This window comes from Stenotrophomonas sp. STEN008 (assembly GCF_056760435.1).
Genome location: NZ_JBRRET010000034.1, coordinates 1 through 24,565 on the forward strand (window position 1 = coordinate 1; position 24,565 = coordinate 24,565).

At 66.7% G+C, this 24,565-nt stretch carries 19 protein-coding genes and 7 tRNA genes; 13 read left to right on the forward strand and 13 right to left on the reverse strand.

Going from position 1 to position 24,565, the window contains the following annotated elements; genetic code table 11:
* Positions 1–318 precede the first annotated feature (318 nt).
* The 4 genes from ACVOME_RS14675 to ACVOME_RS14690 all read left to right on the forward strand — a co-directional run bounded on the left by ACVOME_RS14675 (position 319) and on the right by ACVOME_RS14690 (position 5,837).
* Entirely contained in the window at positions 319–534 is a 216-nt protein-coding gene (locus tag ACVOME_RS14675) for a hypothetical protein (RefSeq protein ID WP_005410085.1), read from the forward strand.
* Between the two features lie 208 nt (positions 535–742).
* Positions 743–3,130 (forward strand): Tex family protein, encoded by a 2,388-nt coding sequence (locus ACVOME_RS14680; RefSeq protein ID WP_481505219.1) that lies wholly within the window; start codon positions 743–745, stop codon positions 3,128–3,130.
* A gap of 208 nt (positions 3,131–3,338) precedes the next feature.
* Positions 3,339–5,534 carry a PAS domain S-box protein gene (locus ACVOME_RS14685; RefSeq protein WP_481505220.1) on the forward strand — a complete coding sequence of 732 codons (2,196 nt, stop codon included), beginning with the start codon at positions 3,339–3,341 and terminating at the stop codon, positions 5,532–5,534.
* Between the two features lie 63 nt (positions 5,535–5,597).
* Complete coding sequence (locus ACVOME_RS14690; protein WP_283219418.1) at positions 5,598–5,837, forward strand: hypothetical protein; 240 nt, start codon at positions 5,598–5,600, stop codon at positions 5,835–5,837.
* 9 nt (positions 5,838–5,846) lie between these two features.
* On the opposite strand, the gene ACVOME_RS14695 is transcribed toward ACVOME_RS14690, so the two are convergent.
* Entirely contained in the window at positions 5,847–6,935 is a 1,089-nt protein-coding gene (locus ACVOME_RS14695; RefSeq protein ID WP_481505221.1) for a DUF5694 domain-containing protein, read from the reverse strand.
* Between the two features lie 424 nt (positions 6,936–7,359).
* Here ACVOME_RS14695 and ACVOME_RS14700 point away from each other — a divergent pair, with 424 nt between their 5' ends.
* Positions 7,360–9,195, forward strand: coding sequence for a methyl-accepting chemotaxis protein (locus tag ACVOME_RS14700; protein WP_346480736.1), 1,836 nt, complete (start codon positions 7,360–7,362; stop codon positions 9,193–9,195).
* Here ACVOME_RS14700 and ACVOME_RS14705 read toward each other — a convergent pair.
* Positions 9,192–10,628, reverse strand: coding sequence for a GGDEF domain-containing protein (locus ACVOME_RS14705; RefSeq protein ID WP_481505222.1), 1,437 nt, complete (start codon positions 10,626–10,628; stop codon positions 9,192–9,194). The two genes, ACVOME_RS14700 and ACVOME_RS14705, sit on opposite strands and share 4 nt — an antisense overlap.
* 205 nt (positions 10,629–10,833) lie before the next feature.
* Positions 10,834–10,919 (reverse strand) — tRNA-Leu (locus tag ACVOME_RS14710).
* A gap of 140 nt (positions 10,920–11,059) precedes the next feature.
* Between ACVOME_RS14710 and ACVOME_RS14715 the strand changes: the two genes are divergently transcribed.
* Entirely contained in the window at positions 11,060–11,440 is a 381-nt protein-coding gene (locus tag ACVOME_RS14715) for a response regulator (RefSeq protein ID WP_053520434.1), read from the forward strand.
* Between the two features lie 40 nt (positions 11,441–11,480).
* On the opposite strand, the gene ACVOME_RS14720 is transcribed toward ACVOME_RS14715, so the two are convergent.
* Positions 11,481–12,437: an SOS response-associated peptidase family protein gene (locus ACVOME_RS14720; protein WP_053520435.1), complete on the reverse strand. Its 957-nt coding sequence runs from the start codon at positions 12,435–12,437 to the stop codon at positions 11,481–11,483.
* Positions 12,438–12,514: 77 nt separating this feature from the next.
* Between ACVOME_RS14720 and ACVOME_RS14725 the strand changes: the two genes are divergently transcribed.
* Entirely contained in the window at positions 12,515–12,931 is a 417-nt protein-coding gene (locus tag ACVOME_RS14725) for a GNAT family N-acetyltransferase (protein ID WP_065182734.1), read from the forward strand.
* Positions 12,932–12,969: 38 nt separating this feature from the next.
* Here ACVOME_RS14725 and ACVOME_RS14730 read toward each other — a convergent pair.
* The 7 genes from ACVOME_RS14730 to ACVOME_RS14760 form a co-directional block, all read right to left on the reverse strand.
* Positions 12,970–13,045 (reverse strand) — tRNA-Glu (locus tag ACVOME_RS14730).
* A gap of 48 nt (positions 13,046–13,093) precedes the next feature.
* Positions 13,094–13,169, reverse strand: a tRNA-Ala gene (locus tag ACVOME_RS14735).
* 42 nt (positions 13,170–13,211) lie between these two features.
* Positions 13,212–13,287: transfer RNA gene (locus ACVOME_RS14740), tRNA-Glu, on the reverse strand.
* Between the two features lie 49 nt (positions 13,288–13,336).
* Positions 13,337–13,412 (reverse strand) — tRNA-Ala (locus ACVOME_RS14745).
* A 180-nt stretch (positions 13,413–13,592) separates the two neighbouring features.
* Positions 13,593–13,668 (reverse strand) — tRNA-Glu (locus tag ACVOME_RS14750).
* Positions 13,669–13,722: 54 nt separating this feature from the next.
* Positions 13,723–13,798: transfer RNA gene (locus ACVOME_RS14755), tRNA-Ala, on the reverse strand.
* 110 nt (positions 13,799–13,908) lie between these two features.
* Positions 13,909–14,307 (reverse strand): heavy metal-responsive transcriptional regulator, encoded by a 399-nt coding sequence (locus tag ACVOME_RS14760; RefSeq protein WP_065175310.1) that lies wholly within the window; start codon positions 14,305–14,307, stop codon positions 13,909–13,911.
* A gap of 181 nt (positions 14,308–14,488) precedes the next feature.
* On the opposite strand from ACVOME_RS14760, the gene ACVOME_RS14765 reads away from it, so the two are divergent.
* The 6 genes from ACVOME_RS14765 to ACVOME_RS14790 all read left to right on the forward strand — a co-directional run bounded on the left by ACVOME_RS14765 (position 14,489) and on the right by ACVOME_RS14790 (position 22,951).
* Positions 14,489–15,562 (forward strand): GlxA family transcriptional regulator, encoded by a 1,074-nt coding sequence (locus ACVOME_RS14765; protein ID WP_074899185.1) that lies wholly within the window; start codon positions 14,489–14,491, stop codon positions 15,560–15,562.
* 83 nt (positions 15,563–15,645) lie between these two features.
* Positions 15,646–16,449, forward strand: coding sequence for a TlpA disulfide reductase family protein (locus ACVOME_RS14770; RefSeq protein ID WP_053517677.1), 804 nt, complete (start codon positions 15,646–15,648; stop codon positions 16,447–16,449).
* A 30-nt stretch (positions 16,450–16,479) separates the two neighbouring features.
* Positions 16,480–17,322 carry a thiol:disulfide interchange protein DsbG gene (gene dsbG, locus ACVOME_RS14775; RefSeq protein WP_180876965.1) on the forward strand — a complete coding sequence of 281 codons (843 nt, stop codon included), beginning with the start codon at positions 16,480–16,482 and terminating at the stop codon, positions 17,320–17,322.
* A 459-nt stretch (positions 17,323–17,781) separates the two neighbouring features.
* On the forward strand, positions 17,782–19,212 hold the full coding sequence (locus ACVOME_RS14780) for a DcaP family trimeric outer membrane transporter (protein ID WP_481505223.1): 1,431 nt from the start codon (positions 17,782–17,784) through the stop codon (positions 19,210–19,212).
* A 77-nt stretch (positions 19,213–19,289) separates the two neighbouring features.
* Positions 19,290–20,642 (forward strand): arginine/agmatine antiporter, encoded by a 1,353-nt coding sequence (gene adiC / locus ACVOME_RS14785; protein ID WP_053517667.1) that lies wholly within the window; start codon positions 19,290–19,292, stop codon positions 20,640–20,642.
* A 20-nt stretch (positions 20,643–20,662) separates the two neighbouring features.
* On the forward strand, positions 20,663–22,951 hold the full coding sequence (locus ACVOME_RS14790; RefSeq protein ID WP_065175308.1) for an Orn/Lys/Arg family decarboxylase: 2,289 nt from the start codon (positions 20,663–20,665) through the stop codon (positions 22,949–22,951).
* Between the two features lie 126 nt (positions 22,952–23,077).
* Here the strand turns inward: ACVOME_RS14790 and ACVOME_RS14795 are convergent, their stop codons facing one another.
* The gene (locus ACVOME_RS14795) at positions 23,078–23,791 is read right to left on the reverse strand and encodes an energy transducer TonB family protein (RefSeq protein ID WP_481505224.1); all 714 of its coding nucleotides are present in this window, start codon (positions 23,789–23,791) and stop codon (positions 23,078–23,080) included.
* Positions 23,784–24,560, reverse strand: a complete 777-nt coding sequence (locus ACVOME_RS14800) for a ChaN family lipoprotein (RefSeq protein WP_053517664.1) — start codon at positions 24,558–24,560, stop codon at positions 23,784–23,786. Before ACVOME_RS14800 ends, ACVOME_RS14795 begins: the two co-directional genes overlap by 8 nt.
* Positions 24,561–24,565 lie beyond the last annotated feature (5 nt).

Genomic DNA, 24,565 nt, shown 5'->3' on the forward strand with positions numbered 1-24,565 from the left:
CCCCCGCCCCCGCGGGGGGGGGGGCGCGGCCCCCCCCCCCCCCCCCCCCCCCCCCGCCCGGCCCAATCACATGAAACGCGTTACACGACCGCCCACGAGGGCTGCGCCGTTGGCGGGAATTCCCTTGGAAATTCGTTAGCTGGAAGTTAAGGATCCGTAAGCATTCTGCTGCGATCCCGCCGTCATCTGCATGCAACCGATCGTCATTAGCCTGCGTGACGTTCCAGTCAGGTACGACGCGGTAAGCTCCTCTCCGATGGGCTCGCAGCATCGCTCATCGAGTGCAGTACGCAGTAGCAATTTGGAGGAATACATCACATGGCAATCGTTCTCTATGTCGGTGGTAGCAAGGATGGCGAGAAGGGCGTGGTGCCCTATGGCTTCAGCAAATCGCGCGCCGACACCGCGCTGGGGCCGGAGTTCTACACCGAGCGGTTCATGGAACTGCAGGGTGTCGGCAAGGTCAGGCTGATGGCACTGGAAGGCATGCGTGACGAGATCGTCATGCAGCGCGCCGCCCGCCACTACCGCTGACCCTCCCAACACGCGGCAGGGCGCGCCCACCATCGCGCGCCCGCGCCGGCATCCCAGCCCCGGGCCAGTCCGAGCCCCCCCCCCTGCCAGGATGCCGGCGTCCAGACCGGCCACGCCGCTGAACCTCGTCTGCTGTCAATGTCTTGTCCGGCTCCGTCGCGGATTGCCAGAATGGGGTCTTCCCGTAACGCGGCACAGACCTGAAGCAATGCACGACGCCAAGAACGCCCAGAGCGCGCTCGCCCAGCAGATCGCCCAGACCATCGCCGAGGAAATCGGTGCCCAGCCCAGCCAGGTGCGCGCCGCGGTCGGCCTGCTTGACGAAGGTGCCAGCGTTCCGTTCATCGCCCGCTACCGCAAGGAAGTGACCGGTGGCCTGGACGACACCCAACTGCGCAATCTCGAAGTGCGCCTCACCTACCTGCGCGAACTGGAAGACCGCCGTGCGGCGGTGCTGGCCAGCATCGACGAGCAGGGCAAGCTCAGCGACGAACTGCGCAACGACATCCTCGCCGCCGATACCAAGAGCCGGCTGGAAGACCTGTACCTGCCGTACAAGCCCAAGCGCCGTACCCGTGCGCAGATTGCCCGCGAGGCCGGCCTGGAGCCGCTGGCCGATGGACTGCTCGCCGATCCGACGCAGGACCCTCAGGCCTTCGCGGCCAGCTTTGTCGATGCTGACAAGGGCGTGGCCGATAGCAAGGCGGCGCTGGAGGGCGCGCGGGCGATCCTGATGGAGCGCTGGGGGGAAGATGCCGCGCTGGTGGGCGAACTGCGCACCTGGCTCGGCGAACACGGCGTGATCCGCGCGCGCGTGGCCGAGGGCAAGGAGACCGAAGGCGCCAAGTACCGCGACTATTTCGAGCACGCCGAAGCCTTGGCGAAGATTCCGTCGCATCGCCTGCTGGCGCTGTTCCGCGCGCGTCGCGAGGAGATCCTGTTCCTGGAGCTGGACCCGGGCAGCGATGCCGAGGCAGGCCATCAGTACGCAGAGGGGCGCGTGGCCCGCAAGGCCGGCATCGCCGACCAGGGCCGTGCCGCCGACCGCTGGCTGCTCGATGCCTGCCGCCTGACCTGGCGTGCCAAGCTGCACATGCACCTGCTGCTGGATCTGTTCAACCAGGCCCGCGAAAAGGCCGAAGCGGACGCGATCACCGTGTTCGGTGACAACCTGAAGGATCTGCTGTTGGCTGCGCCGGCGGGCCCGAAGACCGTGCTCGGGCTGGATCCAGGCATCCGCACCGGCTGCAAGATCGCAGTGGTCGATGCCACCGGCAAGCTGGTCGCCACCGAGACGATCTATCCGCACGAGCCCCGGCGCCAGTGGGAGCAGTCGCTGCAGACGATCAGGCAGCTGTGTACCCGGCACAACGTGGAACTGATCGCGATCGGCAACGGCACCGCCAGCCGCGAGACCGACAAGCTGGCCGGCGAAGCGATCAAGGCGGTCGGCAACCCGAAGCTGCAGAAGGTGGTGGTCAGTGAGGCCGGTGCTTCGGTGTACTCGGCTTCCGAGCTCGCAGCCAGGGAGTTCCCGGACCTGGACGTGTCGCTGCGCGGCGCGGTGTCGATCGCGCGCCGCCTGCAGGATCCGTTGGCCGAGCTGGTCAAGATCGAACCGAAGGCCATCGGCGTGGGCCAGTATCAGCATGACGTCGATCAGTACCGCCTGGCGCGCGCGCTGGACGCACGCGTGGAGGACTGCGTGAACGCGGTCGGGGTGTACGTGAACACCGCCTCGGCCGCGCTGTTGTCGCGCGTGTCCGGCCTGTCGGCGACGGTGGCCGAGAACATCGTGCGCCATCGCGATGACAATGGTCCGTTCAAGCGCCGCAAGGACCTGCTGAAAGTCGCCCGGCTGGGTGAGAAGACCTTCGAGCAGTGCGCCGGCTTCCTGCGCATTGCCGACGGCGACGAGCCGCTGGACGCGTCGGCCGTGCATCCGGAAGCCTACCCGGTGGTCGAGCGCATCGTCGCCAGTACCCAGCGCCCGATCAAGGCGTTGATTGGCGATGGCAGCTTCCTGCGTGGGCTGAAGGCCGAGCAGTTCACCGATGCGACCTTCGGCGTGCCGACGGTGCGCGACATCCTCAGGGAGCTGGAAAAGCCCGGCCGTGACCCGCGCCCGGAGTTCAAGGCCGCACGTTTCGCCGAGGGCGTGGAAGACATCAAGGACCTGCGCGAGGGCATGGTGCTGGAAGGCGTGGTCAGCAACGTCGCCGCGTTTGGTGCCTTTGTCGATATCGGCGTGCACCAGGACGGCCTGATCCACATTTCGGCGCTCTCCGACACCTTCGTGAAGGACCCGCGCGACGTGGTCAAGGCTGGCGATATCGTCAAGGTGAAGGTGCTTGAGGTGGATGTGCCGCGCAAGCGCATCGCGCTGACCCGGCGCCTGGACGATACCCCCGGCCAGGCCACCAGCCGCCCCGGCAGCCGTGACGAGCGTGGTCAGGGACAAGGGCCGCGGCGTGACGCAGGCGGGCCGGGCCGGAGCCCGGGCCGGGGCCAGGGCAACGGCGGTCGGCCCGCCCCATCGGCAGCCCCGGCCAACAACGCACTGGCTGAAGCCTTCGCCCGCGCCAAGCGCAGTTGAGGAGCGTGTCCCCCGTCACGGTTGAACCGGGACGGGGGACTTGTCGATTTTCCCCGTGATTGCGCACACTTGCGCATCTGGGGAGGCGCGTGGCCGACCCGCTGTCGCTGGGGAGGACCATGACGCCAGCACGCCCCGTCCGATTCCGTGACAGCTGCAGCGGATTGCTGCGGCTCGCTCACGCCTGCCCGGGACGGAGAAGGGTTTGATGGCGGGTCAGGGCAACAACAGCAACGATCTGCTCGAACGCCGTCTGCATGCGCTGGCCGAGGAACGTCGGCGGCTTGCGATGATCATCGAAGGCACCGCTGCGGGCACCTGGGAGTGGAACGTGCAGACCGGCGAAATGCGGGTCAACGCGCGCTGGGCCGAGATCGTCGGCTACCGGCTGGAAGAGCTGGAGCCGATCTGCCAGAAGACCTTCGCGGCACTGGTGCATCCGGACGACATCGCGCTGTCGGACGCCGCGCTGCAGGAGCATTTCGACGGGCGCAGCGACAACTACGCCTGCCTGGTGCGCATGCGCCACAAGAACGGCCAGTGGATCTGGGTCCATGACCGTGGTCGCGTGTTCGAATGGGACGGTCAGGGGCGGCCGTTGTGGATGGCTGGTGCCCACGCCGACGTCACCGAGCTGCAGCAGGCACGACAGGACGCGGCCGAGAGCCGCCAGCGCCTGCAGTCGGTGGTGGACGCCTCCGACGACGTCGCGGTGATCGCGACCGATACCGATGGCACCATCACCCTGTTCAACACGGGGGCGCAGCGCCTGCTGGGTTACAGCGCCGCCGAGGTGGTCGGCCTGCGGCGGCTGGATGCCTTCCATGAGCCGGATGAGCTGAAGGCCTGGCTGCAACCGCTGGCCGACCCGCAGGGTCACCTGCCGGACGTGTTCGAGGCCCTCAGTGCGCATGCCGAAGGGCAGACCTATTCGCGGCGATGGACGCTGCTGCGCAAGGATGGCCGGCAACGCCAGGTGCGGCTTTCGATCAGCCGCATGGATGGCGCCGATGGCACGCGCATCGGCTATGTCGGCATGGCCATCGATATCACCGAGATCCTGCAGGCACGTGCGGAAGCACGCATGGCGGCGGAGAAGTTCGCAGGCGCCTTCACCTCGGCTGCGCTTGGCATGGCGCTGGTTTCGCTGGAAGGCCGCTGGCTGGATGTCAATGACGCGCTGTGTCGCATCCTGGGCTATGCGCGCGAGGAGCTGCTGCAGGTCGATTTCCAGCGGCTGACCCACCCGGACGATCTGCAGGCCGACCTGGCCCTGGTGCAGGACCTGCTGGCGGGCCGGTGCAGCCATTACCACCTGGAGAAGCGCTTTCTCGATCGCAACGGCAGGGTGATCTGGACACGGCTGTCGGTATCGCTGGTGCGCAACGAACGCGGTGAGCCGGTGCATTTCGTCTCGCAGATCCAGGACATCAGCGCACAACGCAGCAGTGAACAGCGCCTGTTTGAAAGCGAGCAGCGCAGCCGCATCACCCTCGACGCCGTCGCCGACCTGGTGCTGAGCGTCAGCCTGGAGGGACGCATCGAATATGCCAATGCCGCTGCCGTGCGCATGCTGGCCGGCGACGGCGCACAGGCGCTGGCCGGGTACAGGGTGCAGGACGTGCTTGAACTGACCACCGAGTACGCCCCCGGCTCGATGCTGGACGTGGCCGTACTGCTGGACCCGGAAAGCAACGCGGTCGACCTGCATGCCGACCTGCTGCTGCGGCTGGGCACCGCGACGGTGCCGGTGGACCTGACCCGCGCCTGGCTGCGCGACGATGAAGGCCATGTGCGCGGTGCGGTGTGGGTGCTGCGCGACGATACCCAGCAGCGCGCACGGCAGCGCGAAGCGCGCCAGCTGGCGGAGATCGATCCGCTGACCGAACTGAGCAACCGGCGGGGCTTCGAAGTCCATCTGCAGCAGGCCATCACCCGGGTCGAGCGGACAGGCCAGGCGGCATCGCTGATGTACATCGACCTGGACCGCTTCAAGCCGGTCAACGATACCTGGGGCCACCTGGCCGGCGATGCGGTGCTGTGGGCGGTGGCCAGCGTGCTGCGCCACGGCGTGCGCGATTCGGACGTGGTGGCCCGGCTGGGCGGGGACGAGTTCGCGGTGATCCTGTCCGGCTGCACGCCGCGCCGCGCGGCGCGGATCGGCGGCGAACTGCTGCAGACCCTGGCCAGCCTCTCCATTCCCTGGGACCAGCACCGCCTGCGGGTGGGCGCCAGCATCGGTATCGCACCGCTGCTGGGCGGCATGGGGGTGGACCAGGCCGTGGCTGCGGCCGATGCGCAGTGCTACAGGGCCAAGGCAATGGGACGCAACAACGTGCAGGTGCAGGGGGAAGCCGGCGAATGGCCGGCCGAGGGCGTGGACAGCGACGCCGGTGGCGGCTGATCTCAGTCTGTGAGAGGGCGGCCGCGAATACTTCGCGCACACTCATCCCCGTTGGAGAACGACATGCCTTTCTGGACCCCGGATGCCCTGCGTGCCTTCGCGCCGGCAATGGTCGGCTGGTGGCTGGCGGTAGCCGCCTGCCTGCGTTTGGAGCAACTGCACGGCGATGCCCGGGCGCAGGCGCTGCTGCCCACTCTGCAGGGCGGCGTGGTGGTGCTGCTGATGCTGACCCTGGGTGCCATCGTGGCCGCCTGCGTGCTGCTGTGGCGGTCGCGGCGCGGGGATGCGCCGGCACGCTGCTAGCCCTGGCGCTCAGTCCAGCACGCTGTTGGCATCAACCAGCCGCACGTCGTGCATCTGGTTGAGGTAGGCCTCGTAGTAGCCCTTGTGCGAGGCGCCGACGAGGGTCAGCATGCGGGTGCCCGGGTGCTGGCCCAGCACCTCGCGCATGTTGGCGACCATGCGCAGGTTGCGGGTTTCCCAGTAGCCGACATAGCGGCGGCCGAAGCCTTCTGGCGATGGTTCGACCAGGGCTGCGCCGAAATCGCTGTCGTAGACCCGGGCGACGGTGTCGGGCGCGTTGTAGTTCCGATAGAGCGCCAGCAGGCCGTCCGTGCTGCCGAGTTCGGCGTACAGGGCCGTATCGGCGGCCCGTCGTGCCTGGGTGGTGGGATTGTCCCAGGCCTTCATGACGGCTTCGCCAGCCGCCTTCTCCAGTGCCGCTGGCGTGGGCGAATCAGCGGTGTGGTCATCGACTGCCCACAGGCGTTCCAGGCCCAGGCGTGCGGCAAGCTCGGCCGCGATCAGGCTGACTTCGTTGCGTCGCGAGGCGCGTTTGTCGAGGAACTGCACCAGTTGCGGTGACAGGCTGTCTGCGGCGCGACGCTCCTGCGGCGGCAGGCGCAGCCACTGCACCAGCGCAGAGCCGTTCTCACCTGCGGCCAGGAACAGTGCGGCCAGCCGGCGACGCTGTGCGTGCGTCGGTGTGGCGGGCCATGCCGCCAGCACGCGATCGACTTCGGCATTGGCCGCTGGAACATCCAGACCGGTGGCGGCCTGGGCAGGTGCAGGATCGACGCAGTAACTTCCCACGCTCTCGGCATAGCGGGCGGGATTGCGGCGCATGAAATCGCATTGCAGTCCGGACAGGTTCTCCACCGCGATCGCCGTCGGCCGCCATGCCTGCAGGCGCTGCAGCAGCGGCTCCAGCATTGCCGGCTGGAAGGTCGGGGGCAGGCCGGACAGGTGCGGTGAGCCCAGCACCAGCACTTCGTTGACGCGGCCGGCGGGCGGGCCCTTGAGCTGTGCGGGGTTGAAACTCGGCCGATAGCCTGCATCGGCGGCCAGCGCGCCGCTGCTGCACAGGCCGAGGGCGAAAAGAGCAGCCAGGCGTGAAAACATGCGATCTCCGTGTCGATGGACGGTCCGTGGTGGGCGCATCCTTGCCTGTCCACCCCCTTGCCGACAGCCCCGATGGTCATGGCAACCTTTTCGTTGCAGGCTGCATCTAGGGGCCCGTCAGGCGCTGCAGGGGGAGGGGGCTGGACAGGGCCCGCTGCGGAGGGGCCTAAAGCCCGGAACGGAGGTGCCGATAACCTCACTGGATCCCGCTCCCGTCACCCGCTGCAGGACCCCAGGCTGCCCCGTCGGGCGGCCCGCGCAGTGTGTTCCGCCGCTCCCGGATGTCGATCGCACCCGCCCCCAGATGTTCTTGCCCGTTGCTCGAGAGGTGCCTGCCGGCAGCTGTAGTCCAAGCAATTGATGTCGCCGTCGGGCATCCCGCCTGGCGGATCGCAACCGCTTACCGGACACCGAGGATCAGACAATGCTCATTCCAGGCCTTACGGCAGGCGCACAGGCGCCAGCCGAGCTGCACACCCGTTGGTCGCCGTGGCGTTCCCTGCTGGGGGCGCTGGCGGGACAGCCTCGGCCCGGCAGGGTCGACAGCGATCGCGGTCATGCCGAGCTGGCCGCCCAGGTGGCCGCACTGCATCGCGTGCAGGCGGTGATCGAATTCGATCTGGATGGCACCGTCCTGCAGGCCAACGACAACTTCCTGCAGGCGGTGGGTTATCGTCTGGACGAAATCCAGGGCAGGCATCATTCGCTGTTCGTCGATCCCGATCAGGCGTCCAGCGCCGAGTATCGGGACTTCTGGGCCCGGCTGGGACGTGGCGAGTTCGACGCCGGACAGTACCGACGGCTGGGCAAGGGCGGGCGCGAAATCTGGATCCAGGCGTCCTACAACCCGGTGCTGGACCCGCAGGGCCGGCCCTTCAAGGTCGTCAAGTTCGCGACCGACATCACCGCGCAGAAGCTGCAGGCCGCGGACTCGGCGGGGCAGCTTGCCGCCATCGACAAGTCGCAGGCGGTGATCGAGTTCAGCCTGGACGGGCACATTCTCTCGGCGAACGCCAACTTCCTCGCCGCCACCGGCTACAGCCTGGAAGAGGTGCGCGGCCAACACCATGCGCTGTTCGTGGAGCCCGAGCTTCGCGACAGCGCCGAGTACCGCCGGTTCTGGGAAAAGCTCGGGCGCGGCGAGTACGACGCCGGGCAGTATCGGCGGCTCGGCAAGGGCGGCCGCGAGATCTGGATCCAGGCCTCCTACAACCCCATCCTGGATGGCAACGGCAGGCCGTTCAAGGTCGTCAAATACGCTACCGACATCACCGCGCAGGTGCATGAGAACCAGGCCATGCAGCGTGCGGTGGCGCAGACCCGGGAGGTCGTGGCGGCGGCCAAGCAGGGCGACCTGACTCGCACCGTCGCCATTGCCGACAAGAGTGGCCCCATCGCCGAGCTGTGCGATGGCGTCAACGCGCTGGTCGAAGCCATGGCGGGCATCATCGGCCAGATCAAGTTCGCTGCCGATACCATCGCGGTCGGCGCGACCGAAATCGCGCAGGGCAACAGCGACCTGTCGCAGCGCACCGAACAGCAGGCGGCCTCGCTGGAAGAAACCGCCGTGTCCATGAAGGGCCTGGCCGATACGGTGCAGCGCACGGCGGCCAATGCGCGCCAGGCAAGCCAGCTGGCCGGCGGCGCAGCGGAGGTGGCTGCGCGCGGCGGCAGCGTGGTGCACGAGGTGGTGGCGACGATGGCCTTGATCAACGCCTCCTCGCGTCGCATCGTCGACATCATCGGGGTGATTGACGGCATCGCATTCCAGACCAACATCCTGGCGCTGAACGCTGCCGTGGAGGCGGCCCGTGCCGGCGAGCACGGCCGTGGGTTCGCGGTCGTCGCCACCGAGATCCGCGAACTTTCGCAGCGCTCGGCCAGCGCCGCCAAGGAGATCAAGCAGCTGATCGACACATCGGTGGCCAATGTCGGTGCGGGCACGGCGCAGGTGGAAAGTGCTGGCCGCACGATGGACGAGATCGTGCTCAACGTGCGCAGGGTCAGTGACCTGGTCACCGAGATCAGCAGCGCCTCGCAGCAGCAGAGCGATGACATCCAGCAGATGAACCACGCGGTGGACCTGATCGACCAGGGAACCCAGCAGAACGCGGCGCTGGTCGAGGAAGCGTCCGCCGCGGCGCGCAGCATGGAAGAACAGTCGGCCCACCTGCTGCAGACCGTCGCCGGATTCCGTGTGCAGGGGGCGGCGGGCGGCGGTACCCTGCAGCATGGCGTGCCGACCCTGCGCGTGGTCTAGGCGCGCAGGGCAGGGGCCGCTGTACGTTCCGGCAAAGCCTCGCCGCGGACGCAGTTGCGGCCCGCGCGCTTGGCCCGGTACAGGGCCTGGTCCGCACGTTCGACCACGCTGTCCGGTTCCTGCCGAGCATCGGCAGCCAACCATGCCACGCCGATGCTGACGGTTACGCTGGACGGGCCGGACGGCAGCGCGGCGTCTTCGACCGCCACGCGGATGCGCTCGCCCATGGCCATCGCATGGGCCACGTCGGAGGAAGGCAGCGCAGCGATGAATTCCTCGCCGCCGTAGCGGGCGAGCAGGTCGTCACCGCGCTGCAGGCAGCCATCGATGATCGCGGCCACCGCCTGCAGGCGGCGATCGCCCTCCGGGTGTCCGTAGGTATCGTTGAGGCGCTTGAAGTGGTCGATGTCGATCATCAGCACCGCCAGGCCCAGGCCCTGGCGCCGCGCGCGCCGTTGGGCACCCGGCAGCGATTCATCGAAACTGCGGCGGTTGCCCAGCCCGGTCAGCGGATCACGCCGGGCCAGCGCTGCCAGCTCGTCGCGCTGGCGTTGGATGTCCACCTGGCTCAGCACGCTGCGCAGTGCATAGCCCAGCATGGCGCCGATGAAGCCCACCGTTGCCATCGTCTGGTTCGTGCGCGCCATCAGCAATGCGACCAGCATCAGCAGAAGCGGCAGCATCAACGGCACGCTGGCCTCGACGAAACGCCGCAGGTTGCGCGGGACAGGCGGCGCGGTCCTGCGCCGCGGACTGCCGGCGATCACGGCCAGCAGCAGGAACAGGCCGCTGATGAGCAGATCTGCCCATCCGCCGTCCGGGGTCTGCGGCCGATACCGGCTGACGTACTGCTCGATCAGGAAGTAGCCGAGCAGGAACAGGGTGAGGGTGCGGAAGAAGTCGCGGCGATCTGCGTTGTCCTCGGCCAGGTAGCGGATCAGCGCGAAGCTGAACAGCAGGCTGTTCTGCGTGGTGCTGATGGCGTTCAGGCCATGCGTCCACAGCGCGGTATCCAGCTGCGCAGTCGATTGCGCATGCGTGTAGTACAGCAGCCAGAGCAGGCCGATGATCGACAGGTCGACGCTGCGGACATGGCGGTTCCGGCTGTCGGCGCTGGCGGCCACGTAGGTCAGCGGGATGCGATAGAACACGTAGAGGATCAACGATGTCAGTGCGACCTGCGCCGGCCAGGCATCGGTGATGCCTGGAAACAGCAGTGGCAGCAGTGCGACCGGAAACAGGCTGACGGCGAAAGCGAAGGTCCTCCATTTGCAGGCGGCGTGGCTGTCACGCGCACGGCGCACGCATGCCATGGCCGCCAGCAGCGGCGCGGCGCTTGACATCAGGAACGAACCCACCGGATCTCCAGGGCCTGCCAGGCCGACGACGAATGCATGCGTGACCAGAAAAAACAGTGCAGCCTGCAGCGTCATGCATTCCCCCGCCCCCAGGTACGGCCAGTCACGATAGGCAGATGCGCATGCGCCTTGCAAGAATTCCACAGCGTTGGCCTGCTGGCAACGTTGTCAGCTGCGGCGCGCACGGCGGCGGCGCTGGGCGGTCGCCGCGCGGGAGGGGCGACGCAGGTGACGGGCCGGAAATGCAGAAGGCCAGGTCGTGGACCTGGCCTTTGATGCATGGTGCCGGTGAAAGGACTCGAACCTTCATGGGGTTGCCCCCGGCTGATTTTGAGTCAGCTGCGTATACCATTCCGCCACACCGGCAGGCAGCGGGTGATTTTACCCGAGGTCGAGCGCACTTTCATAGAGGCTGCCCGGCGCGGGACGATTGCGGCCGAATCTGCCGGCATTGCCCCCGTGATCGCTATACTGCGCCGGCGTGATATGCACAGGAGCGGGAATCGATGGCGGCGTTGCAGGACCTGCGGGTACTGGTGGTCGAGAACGACGAGATGAGCGCGGCCCTGCTGCAGATGCAACTGGTGCAGGCCGGTGCACAGGTGGTGGGGCTGGCTGCGAGCGTCGGCGAAGCACTGAGGCTGCTGGAAGAAACCACGCCGGACGTGGCGCTGCTGGACTATCGCCTGGCCCACCAGGAAACCAGTGAGCCGGTCGCGGCGGCGCTGGCCGCCCGCGGCGTGCCCTTCGTGCTCGCGACCGGCATGTCGGCGGAGCAGCTGCCACAGGCCATGCAGTCGGGTGTGCTGCTGGTCAAGCCCTACCTGTCGGCGGAGCTGTCGCAGGCGCTGGCCCGCGCGGTCGGGCATTCCAGCGCCCGCGCCTGATCCAGGCGCGGTGCCCGGACGATCCGGCCGCAGTGCGTGCTCAGGCGGACTCCTCGAAGACGTAACGGATCTCCTCGCGATCGTCGAGGATGCGGTATTGGCTGGCCAGATCGCCAGGTTCCGGATTGAGCCATGCATCGAGGTGCTCGGGCCGGATCGGCACGATGCCGCGATCATGGCCGGCGGCGGAGATATCGGCCGGCGGCGTATCGGTGATGGTCGCAAATGAGAGGAGGCGTCCTTCGGGGCCGTCCCACTCGGACCAGAGGCAGGCTACCAACAGGTCGCGGGGCGGGTCGGGGCGGAACTCAAGGACCACATCTCCCGTCCTGTCATCAGGGGCCGGTGCGCGTCCGCCAACCGCGTGCCGGGACACATGCTCGTAGAAGGCCTGGATGACGACCACGCCATGACGCTGCCCGAAAGCGCCGCGCCAGTAGCCTTCCAGGCTGTCACGGCGGGCGTTGTAACTGCCCGGATAGAGCACGTCGTTGCGCGCGGGCGCATCCGGCAGACGGCACCGGTAGCGCATCGGCTTGATCACCCGTTGCCCGTTCTCGCTCACCATCACCGGCGCGTAGGTGCCGGGGAAAATGCGGTTGTCGCGAGGCAGCAGCTGCACGCGATGCAGGTCGTCGAGCCGGGTCTGCGCGCGATCGATGCGGTTGCCGGCGATGCGCAGCTCGTTGCGCGCCTTCAGTGTGGGACGGGTGGCCAGGGCTGCGATTGCGATGTCGCGGCGTTCGCGCTGCTGGGCCAGCTCGGCTTCCAGCGTGGCCTGCTCCTGTGCATGCCACCGCTGGATCCGGGCCACGATGTCGCGGCCGAGCTCCGTGCGCGCGCCAGCGAAGCCGTCATCCATGGCCTTGGGCGTCCTGGGCTGCTTTTTGCCGGGGTCGTACGCGTACAGCGCGGCGAACTCCTCCAGCGACAGCACGGCACCGAACTCGCGCACCAGCTTGGCGTAGTCGGCCCGGATCAAAGCGGAGTAGCACATGCGATATCTGCCGGGGTGGGTCGCGGCGGCTGCGACGCGGATGCGGCAGGATAGCCTGACACTCAGGGAGATTCCGCATGAACGATCCTGCCCATTGCCATTTCCGTGAAGGCGTGCCCACGGTCGAGGCCTATTGCCAGCTCCGGGCGCTGGCCGGGCTCAGCGCCAAGACCGCCGAAGCGGCTGCACGTGCGCTGCCCAATACCCTGTTCGGTGTCTGCGCCTATCAGGGCAGTGAGCTGGTGGCGATGGGCCGGATCGTCGGCGATGGCGGCTGCCACCTGCAGGTCTGCGATATCGCCGTGCTGCCGCCGTTGCAGGGGCAGGGACTGGGCAAGGAGGTGATGCGGCGTCTGGACGAATGGATGCAGGCCAACCTTCCGCCTTCGGCCTATGTGAGCCTGCTCGCCGATGGCGAGGCACATCGGTTGTATGCGCAGTACGGATTCGCGCCGACGGCGCCAGCCTCGATCGGAATGTATCGACGCTTCTGAAAAGAAAAACCCCGGCCGAAGCCAGGGTTTTCAGAAATTGGCGTCCCCACGGGGATTCGAACCCCGGTCGCCACCGTGAAAGGGTGATGTCCTAGGCCTCTAGACGATGGGGACGCACGAAAACTTCAAGTTGTAGAACCTTCGACGGCCTGATGTCGAAAGTGGTGGAGCCAAGCGGGATCGAACCGCTGACCTCCTGCATGCCATGCAGGCGCTCTCCCAGCTGAGCTATGGCCCCATGAAACCAGGATGCCTGCCGGGAGCAGGGTCCTTCTGAAACTGGCGTCCCCACGGGGATTCGAACCCCGGTCGCCACCGTGAAAGGGTGATGTCCTAGGCCTCTAGACGATGGGGACGCACGAAAAACTTCAAGTTGTAGAACTTTCGACGGCCTAATGTCGAAAGTGGTGGAGCCAAGCGGGATCGAACCGCTGACCTCCTGCATGCCATGCAGGCGCTCTCCCAGCTGAGCTATGGCCCCGTGTTACCGAGCCGCCTATCATACCTGCGTGTTCACGTTTGTGGAAGCCTTTTGAGCTTTTTTCGTTCCGGCGCCCCGCATACGATCCGGGAGACCACCGTGACGCCACAACCTGAATGCCGGTTGGCGGTGAACAAAAAAGACCCGGTTATCGGCCGGGTCCTCGTTGTTCGTGATGAGTGGCGTCCCCACGGGGATTCGAACCCCGGTCGCCACCGTGAAAGGGTGATGTCCTAGGCCTCTAGACGATGGGGACGCAATTCTCATCAATGTTCTTTAGCGACCTTTCGACGGCCTAATGCCGAAAGATTGGTGGAGCCAAGCGGGATCGAACCGCTGACCTCCTGCATGCCATGCAGGCGCTCTCCCAGCTGAGCTATGGCCCCACGTCGCTGAGGAGCGAAATAATAGCGATGCCCCCTGGGGTTGGCAAGCATTTGTTGCACTTTTCTTCACGTCCGCGGCCGGGTGCGCCATCGTTCCGCCGGGTGCCTGGTCACTCGCCGTCTTCGGTCAGCGCCGCCAGGATCGGGCAGTGCACCAGCGCACCGTGGCCAGGGCAGGCCTCGACCAGTTGCGACAGTGCCGCATGCATGCGCTGCAGTTCGTTCATGCGCTGCTCGATGTCGCGCAGGCGCGTCCGTGCGGTGTCACGCACGCTGCCCATGTCGTGCTGGTGCTGGTCGCTCAGTGCGAGCAGTTCAGCGATCTCCTCCAGGCTGAAACCCAGCGCCTTCGCACGGCGGATGAAACGCAGGCGACGCAGGTCCTGCTCGCCGAAGATGCGGTAGCCACCGGCCGAACGTGCCGCGGTGGGCAACAGCTGCTGGCGCTCGTAGTAGCGGACCGTATCGATCGGGACGCCGGCCCGGCGCGCCAGCTGACCAATGTTCATGGCGGAATTCCTCGGGTTTCCGGTCGCCATTCTGAACCCTTGAGTCTGGTCCAGGGTCAATGCGATGTGTGAGATACGCATCCAGTGCACTTTGCAACTTTCTTCATAGCCTCGCCGATGGAGCACTTTCTACCCTGCACCTGAACCGGTCATTCGCTGGCCAGAACCGAGGAGGTGCACCGTGGAGGGAATCAGGAGCGAGGGGTTCGTTGAAGTGGGGGTGGTCGAGTACCCCGGTGGCGACCCGTCGGCAGCATCGGTACTGGCTGAAATGGCACATGTGGCCAACCGCGTGGCGCAGCAGCAGCGGCGCCCGTTCAAGCGGGTGCTGGTGACCCGCTGGATCGTGCCGGCCAGCCGCAGCGGGGTACATCGCATCGCGGGCGCGGACATGCTGGACGCGGCCATTCCCGCGGTGATCGCGGTTCCGGGCCAGGTCAGTTCGACGGCCTCTCTTCGTACCGATGAAATCCTGCTCGACTGGCTCCGTGCGCACTACGACGGCGGCAGTCTGCTGGCGGCCGCGGCGGATGGGGTGAGCGTATTGGCCCGGGCCGGCCTGCTGGCGGGCCGGACCGTGTCGGGTCCGGATCTCAGCCGCCATCCCGGACTCGTGGCGCAGGCTGCCAGCTGGGTACCCAGCGAACGCGCACTGGTGGACGATGGTGATCTGCTGACCGTCGCTGGCGTGCAGGCATGGCGCTTTCTTGGCCTGCGACTGCTGCACCGGCTGTTCGGTCAGGGCGTGGCCAGCGCGGTGGCCACGCAGCTCGCGATCACCGTTCCGGAACCGATCCAGCAGGATCTGGAGCGCTTCAGCGCCAACTTCGCCCATGGGGACCGCGACGTGCTGAAGGCCCAGCGCTGGCTGCACACCACGGCGGCGCGCGGCGCCACGCTTGCTTCGATCTGCGAAGTGGCCGGGCTGGAGCCGCGCACTCTGCAGCGCCGCTTCCTCAGAGCGACCGGGCTGCGTCCGATCGAATACTGCCAGCGACTGCGGGTGGCCAAGGCGCAGACATTGCTGCAGCAGGGGGCGGGTATCGATGAGGTGGCCTGGGGGGTCGGCTATGCCGATCAGAGTGCGTTCCGGCGTCTGTTCCTGCGCATCGTCGGCATGACGCCGGCGAACTATCGACGTCACGTCAGCAACAAGCGCCGCGAACGCCCGCTGCTGCCCTCCGTGGCAGGGAGCCTGCGCGGATTGGCGCCGGCGCCGACGCCGGGCATTCAGATGGGGCGCAGCGCGGCTTGACGATTGACGGTCGGTCGTCGCGCTTGCATCGCAGGCGCGACGCTTCGACCATGCGGTCAGTCGATCGTTGAGTGGGTGGAATGATGTCCAGCGTTGGGCCGGTGCCGATGCCGGTCGTTCTGATTCTGATCTGTGTACTGATTGCGATGACGATCGCCCGGCTCTGGCCCGGTCGCCGTGCGCAGGGACCGCAGCCTTCGGCGGCCGGCATGGTGCTGGATATGCTGCTGGTGGGGCTGCTGTGTGGCCGCATCAGCTTCGTCGCCGTCAATGCGGCGCTGTATCGCGACTCGCCATGGAGCGTTCTGCAGATCACCGATGGCGGATACCACCTGGTCGTCGTGCTGATGGCTGCGTTGGCGTGGGGATTGTGGCGGCTGCGTGGACATCCCGCGCTGCGCCGACCGGTACTGGCAGCAGCGCTGGCAGGTACGCTGCTGTGGGGCGCAGCCACTCACGGCGTGTCCGGGTGGCAGGCGCGGCATATGCCGCTGCCCAGGCTGGAGGTGATGGACCTGCAGGGCCGTGTCATCGATCTGCAGCAGTTCCGCGGGAAACCCGTGGTCGTGAATCTATGGGCAACGTGGTGTGGTCCGTGCCGACGTGAAATGCCCGTGCTGGCAGCCGCGCAGGACGCACATGACGATGTGCGGTTCGTGTTCCTCAATCAGGGAGAAAGTCTGGACGAGGTCCAGGGTTTCATTGCCGGCGAACGCCTGCAGCTGCGCAACGTGCTGCTGGATGACGATGCTGCCGCATCTGCGGCGCTCGGGGTGCAGGCGTATCCTTCCACCCTGTTCTTCGATGCTGAAGGACGCCTGCAGGAGCTGCATCTGGGTGAACTGACCATGGCAGGGCTTGAACACAAACTGCGCCGGCTGCGGTAGCCTGCGCTGGCATCCCACTATGGAGTTCCCATGTCGTTGATTTCCCTGCGCACCGTTCCTGCGGTGCTGTTGCTGCCGGCCCTGCTGGCCTTGGCCGCCTGCAGCCAGGCGCAGACGCCACCGGGCAAGGCAGGAGCTGCGCCGGCAGCCGGTGCGCCGGCCTCCGCCGCCAAGGGGGATCGCCCGGCGGTCCTGAAAGGCATCGAGAAGCATGGTTTCGAGGTCGTCGCCGAGTTCGACGCACCGGGTGGGCTGCGCGGCTTTGCCGGCGTGGTCGGTGGCCAGCAGCCTGCCGCCGCTTACGTGACCGCGGACGGCAAGCACGTGGTGGTAGGCAGTCTGTTCGATGCCGAGGGTAACGATATCGCCGCTGATGCAGTGGAAAAGCTGGTGGCCGCGCCGATGTCGGCCAAGATGTGGAGCAAGCTGGACGCCAGTGCATGGGTGCGGGATGGCAAGGCCGACGCACCGCGCGTGGTCTACACATTCAGTGATGCCAACTGCCCGTACTGCCACAAGTTCTGGGAGGCGGCACGCCCATGGGTGGATGCCGGCAAGGTGCAGCTGCGTCATGTGATGGTCGGTGTGATCCGCGAGGACAGCCCGGCCAAGGCGGCCGCGATTCTGGCCGCACGCGACCCCAGCGCGGCGCTGCTGGAGAACGAGCGCCAGTTCGACCGCGGTGGCATCAAGCCGCTGCCGAACATCAGCCGCGAGATCGCGGGGAAGCTGGATGCCAACCAGGTCCTGATGATCGAGATGGGCTTCCAGGGTACGCCGGGCATCCTGTTCCAGGATGCGCAGGGCCAGGTGCAGCGCCGCTCCGGTCTTCCACAGGGTGCCGATCTGCAGACGGTGCTGGGTCCACGCTGAAAAGCGATCCTGCATGCAGGCTGTCATCGACAGGCCCGCGCGGAGACGTGCGGGCCTGCTGCGTTCGTACGGCCATAACGGTGTGAACGGCTGCGCAGTGCTTGCTCGCCGTCACGTCTGAATCGTGACTGAGATCAAGCATCGTGCCTTGATTCCAATCAAGGCCAAAAACGACGTGCGCACTAGCCTGTGACGCATGAAATACAGCGATATCGCTTCTGCACTGCTGCACACGCAGGGCTCTACCCAGAGCATGCCTGCATCGCAATTCACGACACTCTCACTCTGCGCTTGCTACCCAGACTGCTCCGGTCGCTGCCTCATCGGCGGTACGAACCTGCCGGCGACCGTCTGTCTTAATCGCAGTATCCGTATTTCCAGCAACGGCGGAGCGAAGCCAGGACGGCGCACGCGTGCGGTCCGGCATCGCGTGGCGAGTGTTCGTGCACGGGGGATGCAATGCGCATGGCAGTACTGAGTCTTGCCTGCCTGGCCGCGCTGGCCGCTGCGCCGCTGCAGGCGCAGGCGGTTGCCGACGACGACGCGCAGGCGCTGCGCCGTGAGATTGCGGCGATGCGACAGGCCCTGGAAGGCATGCAGCAACGCCTGGACCAGCTCGAGCGGCATGATGCGGGCGTCGTGCCTGCTGCTACGGCTACGCCCGTGTCCCCAGCTCCGGCGACGACGGCCGCCACATTGCAGCCCACCCGCGTGCCCGGCGTGGCGCAACCGGTGCTGCCGGCGCGCGAATCAGTGGCGGACCCGTCGACGGCCGCCTCGCGTCCAGACAACGCTGCCAGCCCCACCGACGCGGATCTGAAAGGCTTCTTCGCCATCCCCGGAACCGACACGGTCATCCGCATCGGCGGCTATGCCAAGCTCGATGCCATCGCCGACTCGCGCCGGGCGGGGGACGAGGACCAGTTCATCCCTTCATCGATGCCGGTAGGGGACAGCCATCGCGATGTTTCCAACTTCAACATCCACGCCAAGCAGACGCGGTTCAGCTTCGAGGCGCGCCGGCCGACCACGCATGGCAACCTGCGCTTCTATCTGGAGAATGATTTCTTCGGCAGCAGCGATGTATACCAGTTCCGCCTGCGCCACGCCTATGGGCAGCTTGGCAATACCTATGCCGGTTATGGCTACTCCAGCTTCATGGATGCCGACAGCCTGCCCGATACGCTGGATTTCGCAGGCCCGGGAGGTGCTGGCTACCTGCTGGTGGCCGGCATCCACCACAGTTTCGCGCTGGGCAAGGGAAGCACGCTGACGATCGCCGCCGAAGACCCGGAGACGGAACTGGCCGGGGCCAGCGAGACGCTGGCGGCGGTGAACCGGCTGCCGGATGTCACGGTAACCGCGCGCATGGAGCGCGATTGGGGCCACCTGCAGATGGGTGCGGTGGCCCGCAGTCTGGCCTATGACGGCCAGGACCAGCGCGACCGGCGCATCGCCGGCGGCCTGCAGCTCAGCGGTTCTGCTTCCGTGGGCGCGCGCGACCTGCTGCTGTTCGGCGTGCTGGGCGGCCGCGGCCTGAGCCGCTACACCGCTGATCTGACCGGCTCCGGCCTGGATGCCGTGGTGGATGCGGACGGTCGCCTGGAGGCACTGGATCTGCACGGCGGCTTCGTCGGTTACACCCATTACTGGTCCGATCTGTGGCGCTCGAATCTGATTTTCGGACAGCTCACGCTGGAGCGGAACGCCGCTCTTGCCAGTGACGCGTTCCGGCAAAGCCGTTACGGCGTCTTCAACCTGATCTGGAGCCCCGCGCCCTCGTGGACGATGGGCATGGAGCTGCTTTACGGCCGCCTGCAGCAGCAGGACGGTGCACGCGGCGACACAGTAAGAGTGCAGGGCAGCCTGCAGTACAACTTCATCAAATAGGCGCCAGCGGCAGCACGCCAGCGCAGCCAACCCCCATGCCCGGCGCAACCGGGCTGATGCCGGTACAGGAGATTGTCATGGCAGAAGCAAAGAAGATCGGTGTGGTGGGAGCCACCTTCCTCGTCGCGGGCAACATGATGGGCTCAGGCGTATTCCTCTTGCCCTCCAGCCTGGCCAAGATCGGTACCGCCTCGATCTGGGGCTGGCTGATCACCACGGCGGGTGCGCTGCTGTTGGCGTTCGTGTTCGCCAAACTGGGCAAGCTGGCCCCGAAGGCCGGCGGCCCCTATGCCTATGCGCGCGACTGGTTCGGCCCCTACATGGGCTTCCAGACCAATACCATCTACTGGTTCGCCAACTGGATCGGCAATGTCGCCATCCCGATCGCGGCGGTGGGTTACTTCAGCTACTTCTTCCCGATCCTGTCCGAGCCGCTGGTGCGCTGCATCGCGGTCCTGGTGCTGGTGTGGGCGCTGAGTTTCGCCAATGTGATCGGTCCGGCCTTCGTCAGCCGCGTGCAGACCGTCACCACCAGCTTCGCGCTGGTGCCGATCCTGGGCATCGCCATCTTCGGCTGGTTCTTCTTCGATGCCGACATCTTCAAAGGGGCCTACAACGTCTCCGGTGAATCCAACTTCGGTGCGATCTCCAGTGCAGCCGCGCTGACGCTGTGGGCGTTCATCGGCGTGGAGTCAGCGTCGGTGACCGCCGGCGTGGTCGAGAACCCGGAGAAGAATGTCGCGCGCGCTACGCTGGCCGGCGTGTTCCTTGCGGCCATCGCCTACATCGCCAGTTCGTCGGTGATCATGGGCATGGTCCCCAACGGTGAACTGCAGACTTCGGACGCGCCGTTCGCCTTGGCGGCGGCCAAGGCCGTGGGGGGGTGGGGCGGTGCGCTGGTCAGCCTGTGCGCGTTCATCGGTGCGGCCGGCTCGCTCGGTGGCTGGATCCTGCTGACCGCACAGAGCGCGAAGGCCGCATCGGATGATGGCCTGTTCCCGAGCATCTTCAGCAAAACCAACAAGGATGACGTGCCGGTCAAGGGCGTGCTGATCGTGGCGGTGCTGATGACGCTGGCCGTGCTGGTCACTTCCACCTCGGAAACGGCATCCGCGCAGTTCGATGTGATCACCTCGGCCGCGGTGGTGCTGACCCTGCTGCCCTACATCTATTCCTGCGTGGCCTGCTACTTCGTGGTCGAACGCTCGCACACCCTGGTGCATACCGGCGCGTTCTGGACCTTGACCAGCCTCACCGTCGTGTACTGCCTGTGGGCGATCTATGGCTCGTCGGGAACGATCGTGCAGTACGCCTTCCTGTTCGTCCTGTTCATCACCGTGTTCTATCCCTTCTTCAGCGAGGAGCGCCGCCAGCAGCGGCAGCGTGCCCGCGAGGCGGCGGCGATTTCTGCCGGCGCGCAGCATTCCTGATTCGGACAAGGAGAAACAACGTGTATTTCAAGTCATTGGACTATCCGGTCATAGTCATCGACGGTGATTACGACTCACCACGCATCGGCGGCATCCTGATCCGCGCTCTGGTGGAAGAGCTGCGCAGCAACGACCAGCGCGTGCTGTGCGGGTTGAACCTGGATGATGCCCGTGCAGGAGCACGCACCTATGTTGCGGCGTCGGCCGTGCTGATATCGATCGATGGAAGCGAGGAAGTCGATGGCGAGTTCCAGCGCCTGACCGCGTTCCTGCGCGAGCAGAGTGCGCGCCGCGCGAACCTGCCGGTCTTCCTGTATGGCGAGCGCCGTACCATCGAGAAGGTACCGAGCAAGCTGCTCAAGTACATCCACGGCTTCATCTTCCTGTTCGAGGACACCAAGAACTTCATCTCCCGGCAGGTGATGCGGGCCGCTGAAGACTACATGCAGCACCTGCTGCCGCCGTTCTTCAAGGCACTGATCCATCATGCCGCCGAGTCGAACTACTCCTGGCATACGCCCGGCCACGCCGGTGGCGTGGCCTTCACCAAATCGCCGGTTGGCCGTGCATTCCACCAGTTCTATGGCGAGAACACGCTGCGCAGCGATCTGTCGATCTCGGTGCCGGAGCTGGGATCGCTGCTGGACCACACCGGGCCGATCAAGGACGCCGAGAACGAAGCGGCCCGCAACTTCGGCGCCGACCATACGTTCTTCGTGACCAATGGCACCTCCACGGCCAACAAGATCGTATGGCACGGCACGGTGGCGCGGGGCGATGTGGTGTTCGTCGACCGCAACTGCCACAAGTCGCTCCTGCATGCGCTGATCATGACGGGCGCGGTACCCGTGTACTTCACGCCCAGCCGCAACGCGCACGGCATCATCGGCCCGATCAGCCTGGACCAGTTCACTCCGGAATCGCTGCAGCAGCGCATCGCCGCGAACCCGCTGGCGAGCAAGGCATACACGGCGGGCTCCAAGCCGCGTATCGCCGTGGTCACCAACTCCACCTACGATGGCCTGTGCTACAACGCCGAGAAGATCGCCGACGAGATCGGCAGTGCGGTGGACTTTCTGCACTTCGATGAGGCCTGGTATGCCTACGCCGCATTCCATCCCTTCTACGAGAACCACTACGGCATGGCCAAGGGCAAGCCGCGCGAGCAGGATGCGATCATCTTCACCACGCACTCCACCCATAAGCTGCTTGCCGCGTTCTCGCAGGCCTCGATGATCCATGTGCGCAACTCGGCACAGCGCAATCTGGATGCGGAGCGTTTCAACGAATCATTCATGATGCACACCTCCACCAGCCCGCATTACGGCGTGATCGCTGCCTGTGATGTCGCGTCGAAGATGATGGAGGGCGAGGCCGGTCGCTCGCTGGTGCAGGAGATGCACGACGAGGCGATCGCATTCCGGCGCGCCATGCTGCATGTGCGCGACGATCTCGGCCGTGATGATTGGTGGTTCAGCGTGTGGCAGCCGACCAAGGTCGAGCGCAGCCTTGACAAGGGCGACACGCCGGCGCCGATGGTGGCCAAGCGGGAGGAGTGGTACCTGCAGCCGGATGGGCACTGGCATGGTTTCGAGAATCTGGTGGACGACTATGTACTGATCGATCCCATCAAGGTGACCCTGCTGACCCCCGGCCTGTCGATGGATGGCGGAATGGGCCGGCTGGGCATTCCAGCGGCGGTGCTGAGCAAGTTCCTGTGGGGTCGTGGCATCACTGTGGAGAAGACCAACCTCTACTCGGTGCTGTTCCTGTTCTCGATGGGGATCACCAAGGGCAAGTGGAGCACGCTGGTCACCGAGCTGATGGCGTTCAAGGAGCTGTATGACCGCAACGCCCCCCTGAGCCAGGCGCTGCCGACGCTGGCGGCGGACTATCCCGTTGCCTACGCCGGCTGGGGACTGCGTGACCTCTGCGATGCGCTGCACGCCTTCAACCAGGAGTTCGCAGTGGCCCGGGTGATGCGCGAGATGTACGTGGACCTGCCGACGCCGGTGATGACCCCGGCCGATGCCTACAACCATCTGGTGAAGGGGGAAATCGAACGGGTGGACATCGAACAGCTCAGTGGCCGCATCGCGGCGACCATGCTGGTGCCGTACCCGCCCGGCATTCCCACCATCATGCCGGGCGAGCGCTTCGGTGCCAGCGATGAGCCCATCATCGAGTCGCTGCGCATCGCACGCGAGCAGAATGCGCGCTTCCCGGGCTTCGAGTCGGACGTGCACGGACTGATCATCGAGCACGACGGCGAGACCGTTTCGTACAAGGTGGAAGTGCTGAAGGCCTGAGCCGTTCCCTGGTCCTCCGCACGCAACGCGGTGCGGAGGACTGCCGGGCGGCGAACCCGGTGCACGGGCACGCCGATTCCGCTGCTGCGTCATGCTGTTGGAGATCGAAGCGTAAGCGTACAGCGCCTAGCGCAGGTAGTACTCCACGGGCACCACCAGTTCCTGCGGTGCCTTCATTTCGTCGGGAATGCGTGGCAGCGGCTGTGCGCGGCGGAAGGTCTGCAGCGCCGCGTCATCGAGCAGGGACTGGCCGCTGGACTGCTCCAGGCGCAGCGCCAGAAGGCGTCCGTCGCGGTCGATGCTGGCGCGGACCCAGCTGGTGCCCTGCTGGCGCCGCGATCTAGCGCTGGAGGGGTAGTAGCGGTATCGCTCCAGTCGTGCCATCAGCCGCGCTTCCCACTGGTCGCTGGCAGCGCCGGCCTGGACGTCCGCGGGTTGGGCGTCCGGAGCAGGCGGCGCGGCCGTGATCGATGCCGATGCGGGACGGGCATCGGCCGCGGCCGCAGGTGGGGCGACCTGCGTGGGTTGCCGGCCGGCGCCGGCGATCTCGCTGGCGGCCAGTTCGCCTTCACGCGCGTGGGTCGGCGCGGGTGGCGGCGGCGATTTCCGTGGCTGCGCGGCGCGCGCCTGTTGCGCCTGGCTGGGCTGTTCGGCCTGGCGTTCCTCCACAGGCTGTGGCGGTGCAGCCGGCGCAAGCAGGCGCAGGCTGATGCGCACATCCTGCTCTGGCGGCGGCAGCGTAGGCGGGGCTGCCACCCAGTGCACGAGCAGCAGCAGCGGCAGCAGGTGGATCCCGACGGTGATCGCCATTGCCTGCCAGTGTTGCCTGCGTTCACTCATCTGCGATCACCCACAGCAGGTCGGCGTCGCTGGCGTCGATGGCTTCTTCCGCCGATGCCAGAGCGACCACCAGCGCAGGCGCGGATGCGGGCAGATAGCCCGGTACGCCGGTGCCGCGCAGCACATGCCAGCGGCCGGCAACCAGCAGCGCGGGTGTCTGTGCGGCCGCCAGTACCTGCGCCATACGCGAATCGCGGGCCTGCTGAACGGCCAGCATGCCTTCCAGCAGCGGTGCGGCGTCGGCGTGCTGGGCCAGCACTACGTTCGACAGGCGGTGGCGTGCGCCAGGCACCGGGAAGCGCGCCGGTGCCGACGAAGCGAGCAGCGCGTCGACCTCCGCACGCGAGAGGTTGCCACCGTGCAGGGCGATGCCTGCAGCGGTGGCATCCTGCACCAGTCCGCCATAGGCCGACCACGGCCAACGGGGGTCCCAGCCCAGCAGTTCCTGCAGGTGTTGCCCGTCGGCACGGTTGCCCTTGTCCAGCCAGCGCTGCACGCGCTGCAGGCGGGGCTGGCGTTCACTGCCGATCATCTCCAGGACCAGCGCACCCTGTGGTCGCTGCTGGTGCAGGGCCTGCAACAGCCAGCGTTCGGCGGCATGGTCGGTGGCGACGTCATGGCGTTCCCCCAGCAACAGGTGCCGGGCGGCGGCGACGCGCTGCACAAACGCCGCTTCCTGCAACGGCCGGCCGCTGGCCAGGTCGATCACCGTGCCGGGCATCGACTGGGCCTGCCCGGTCGCCAGCACGGCAAGCAGGCACAGCGGCAACCAGC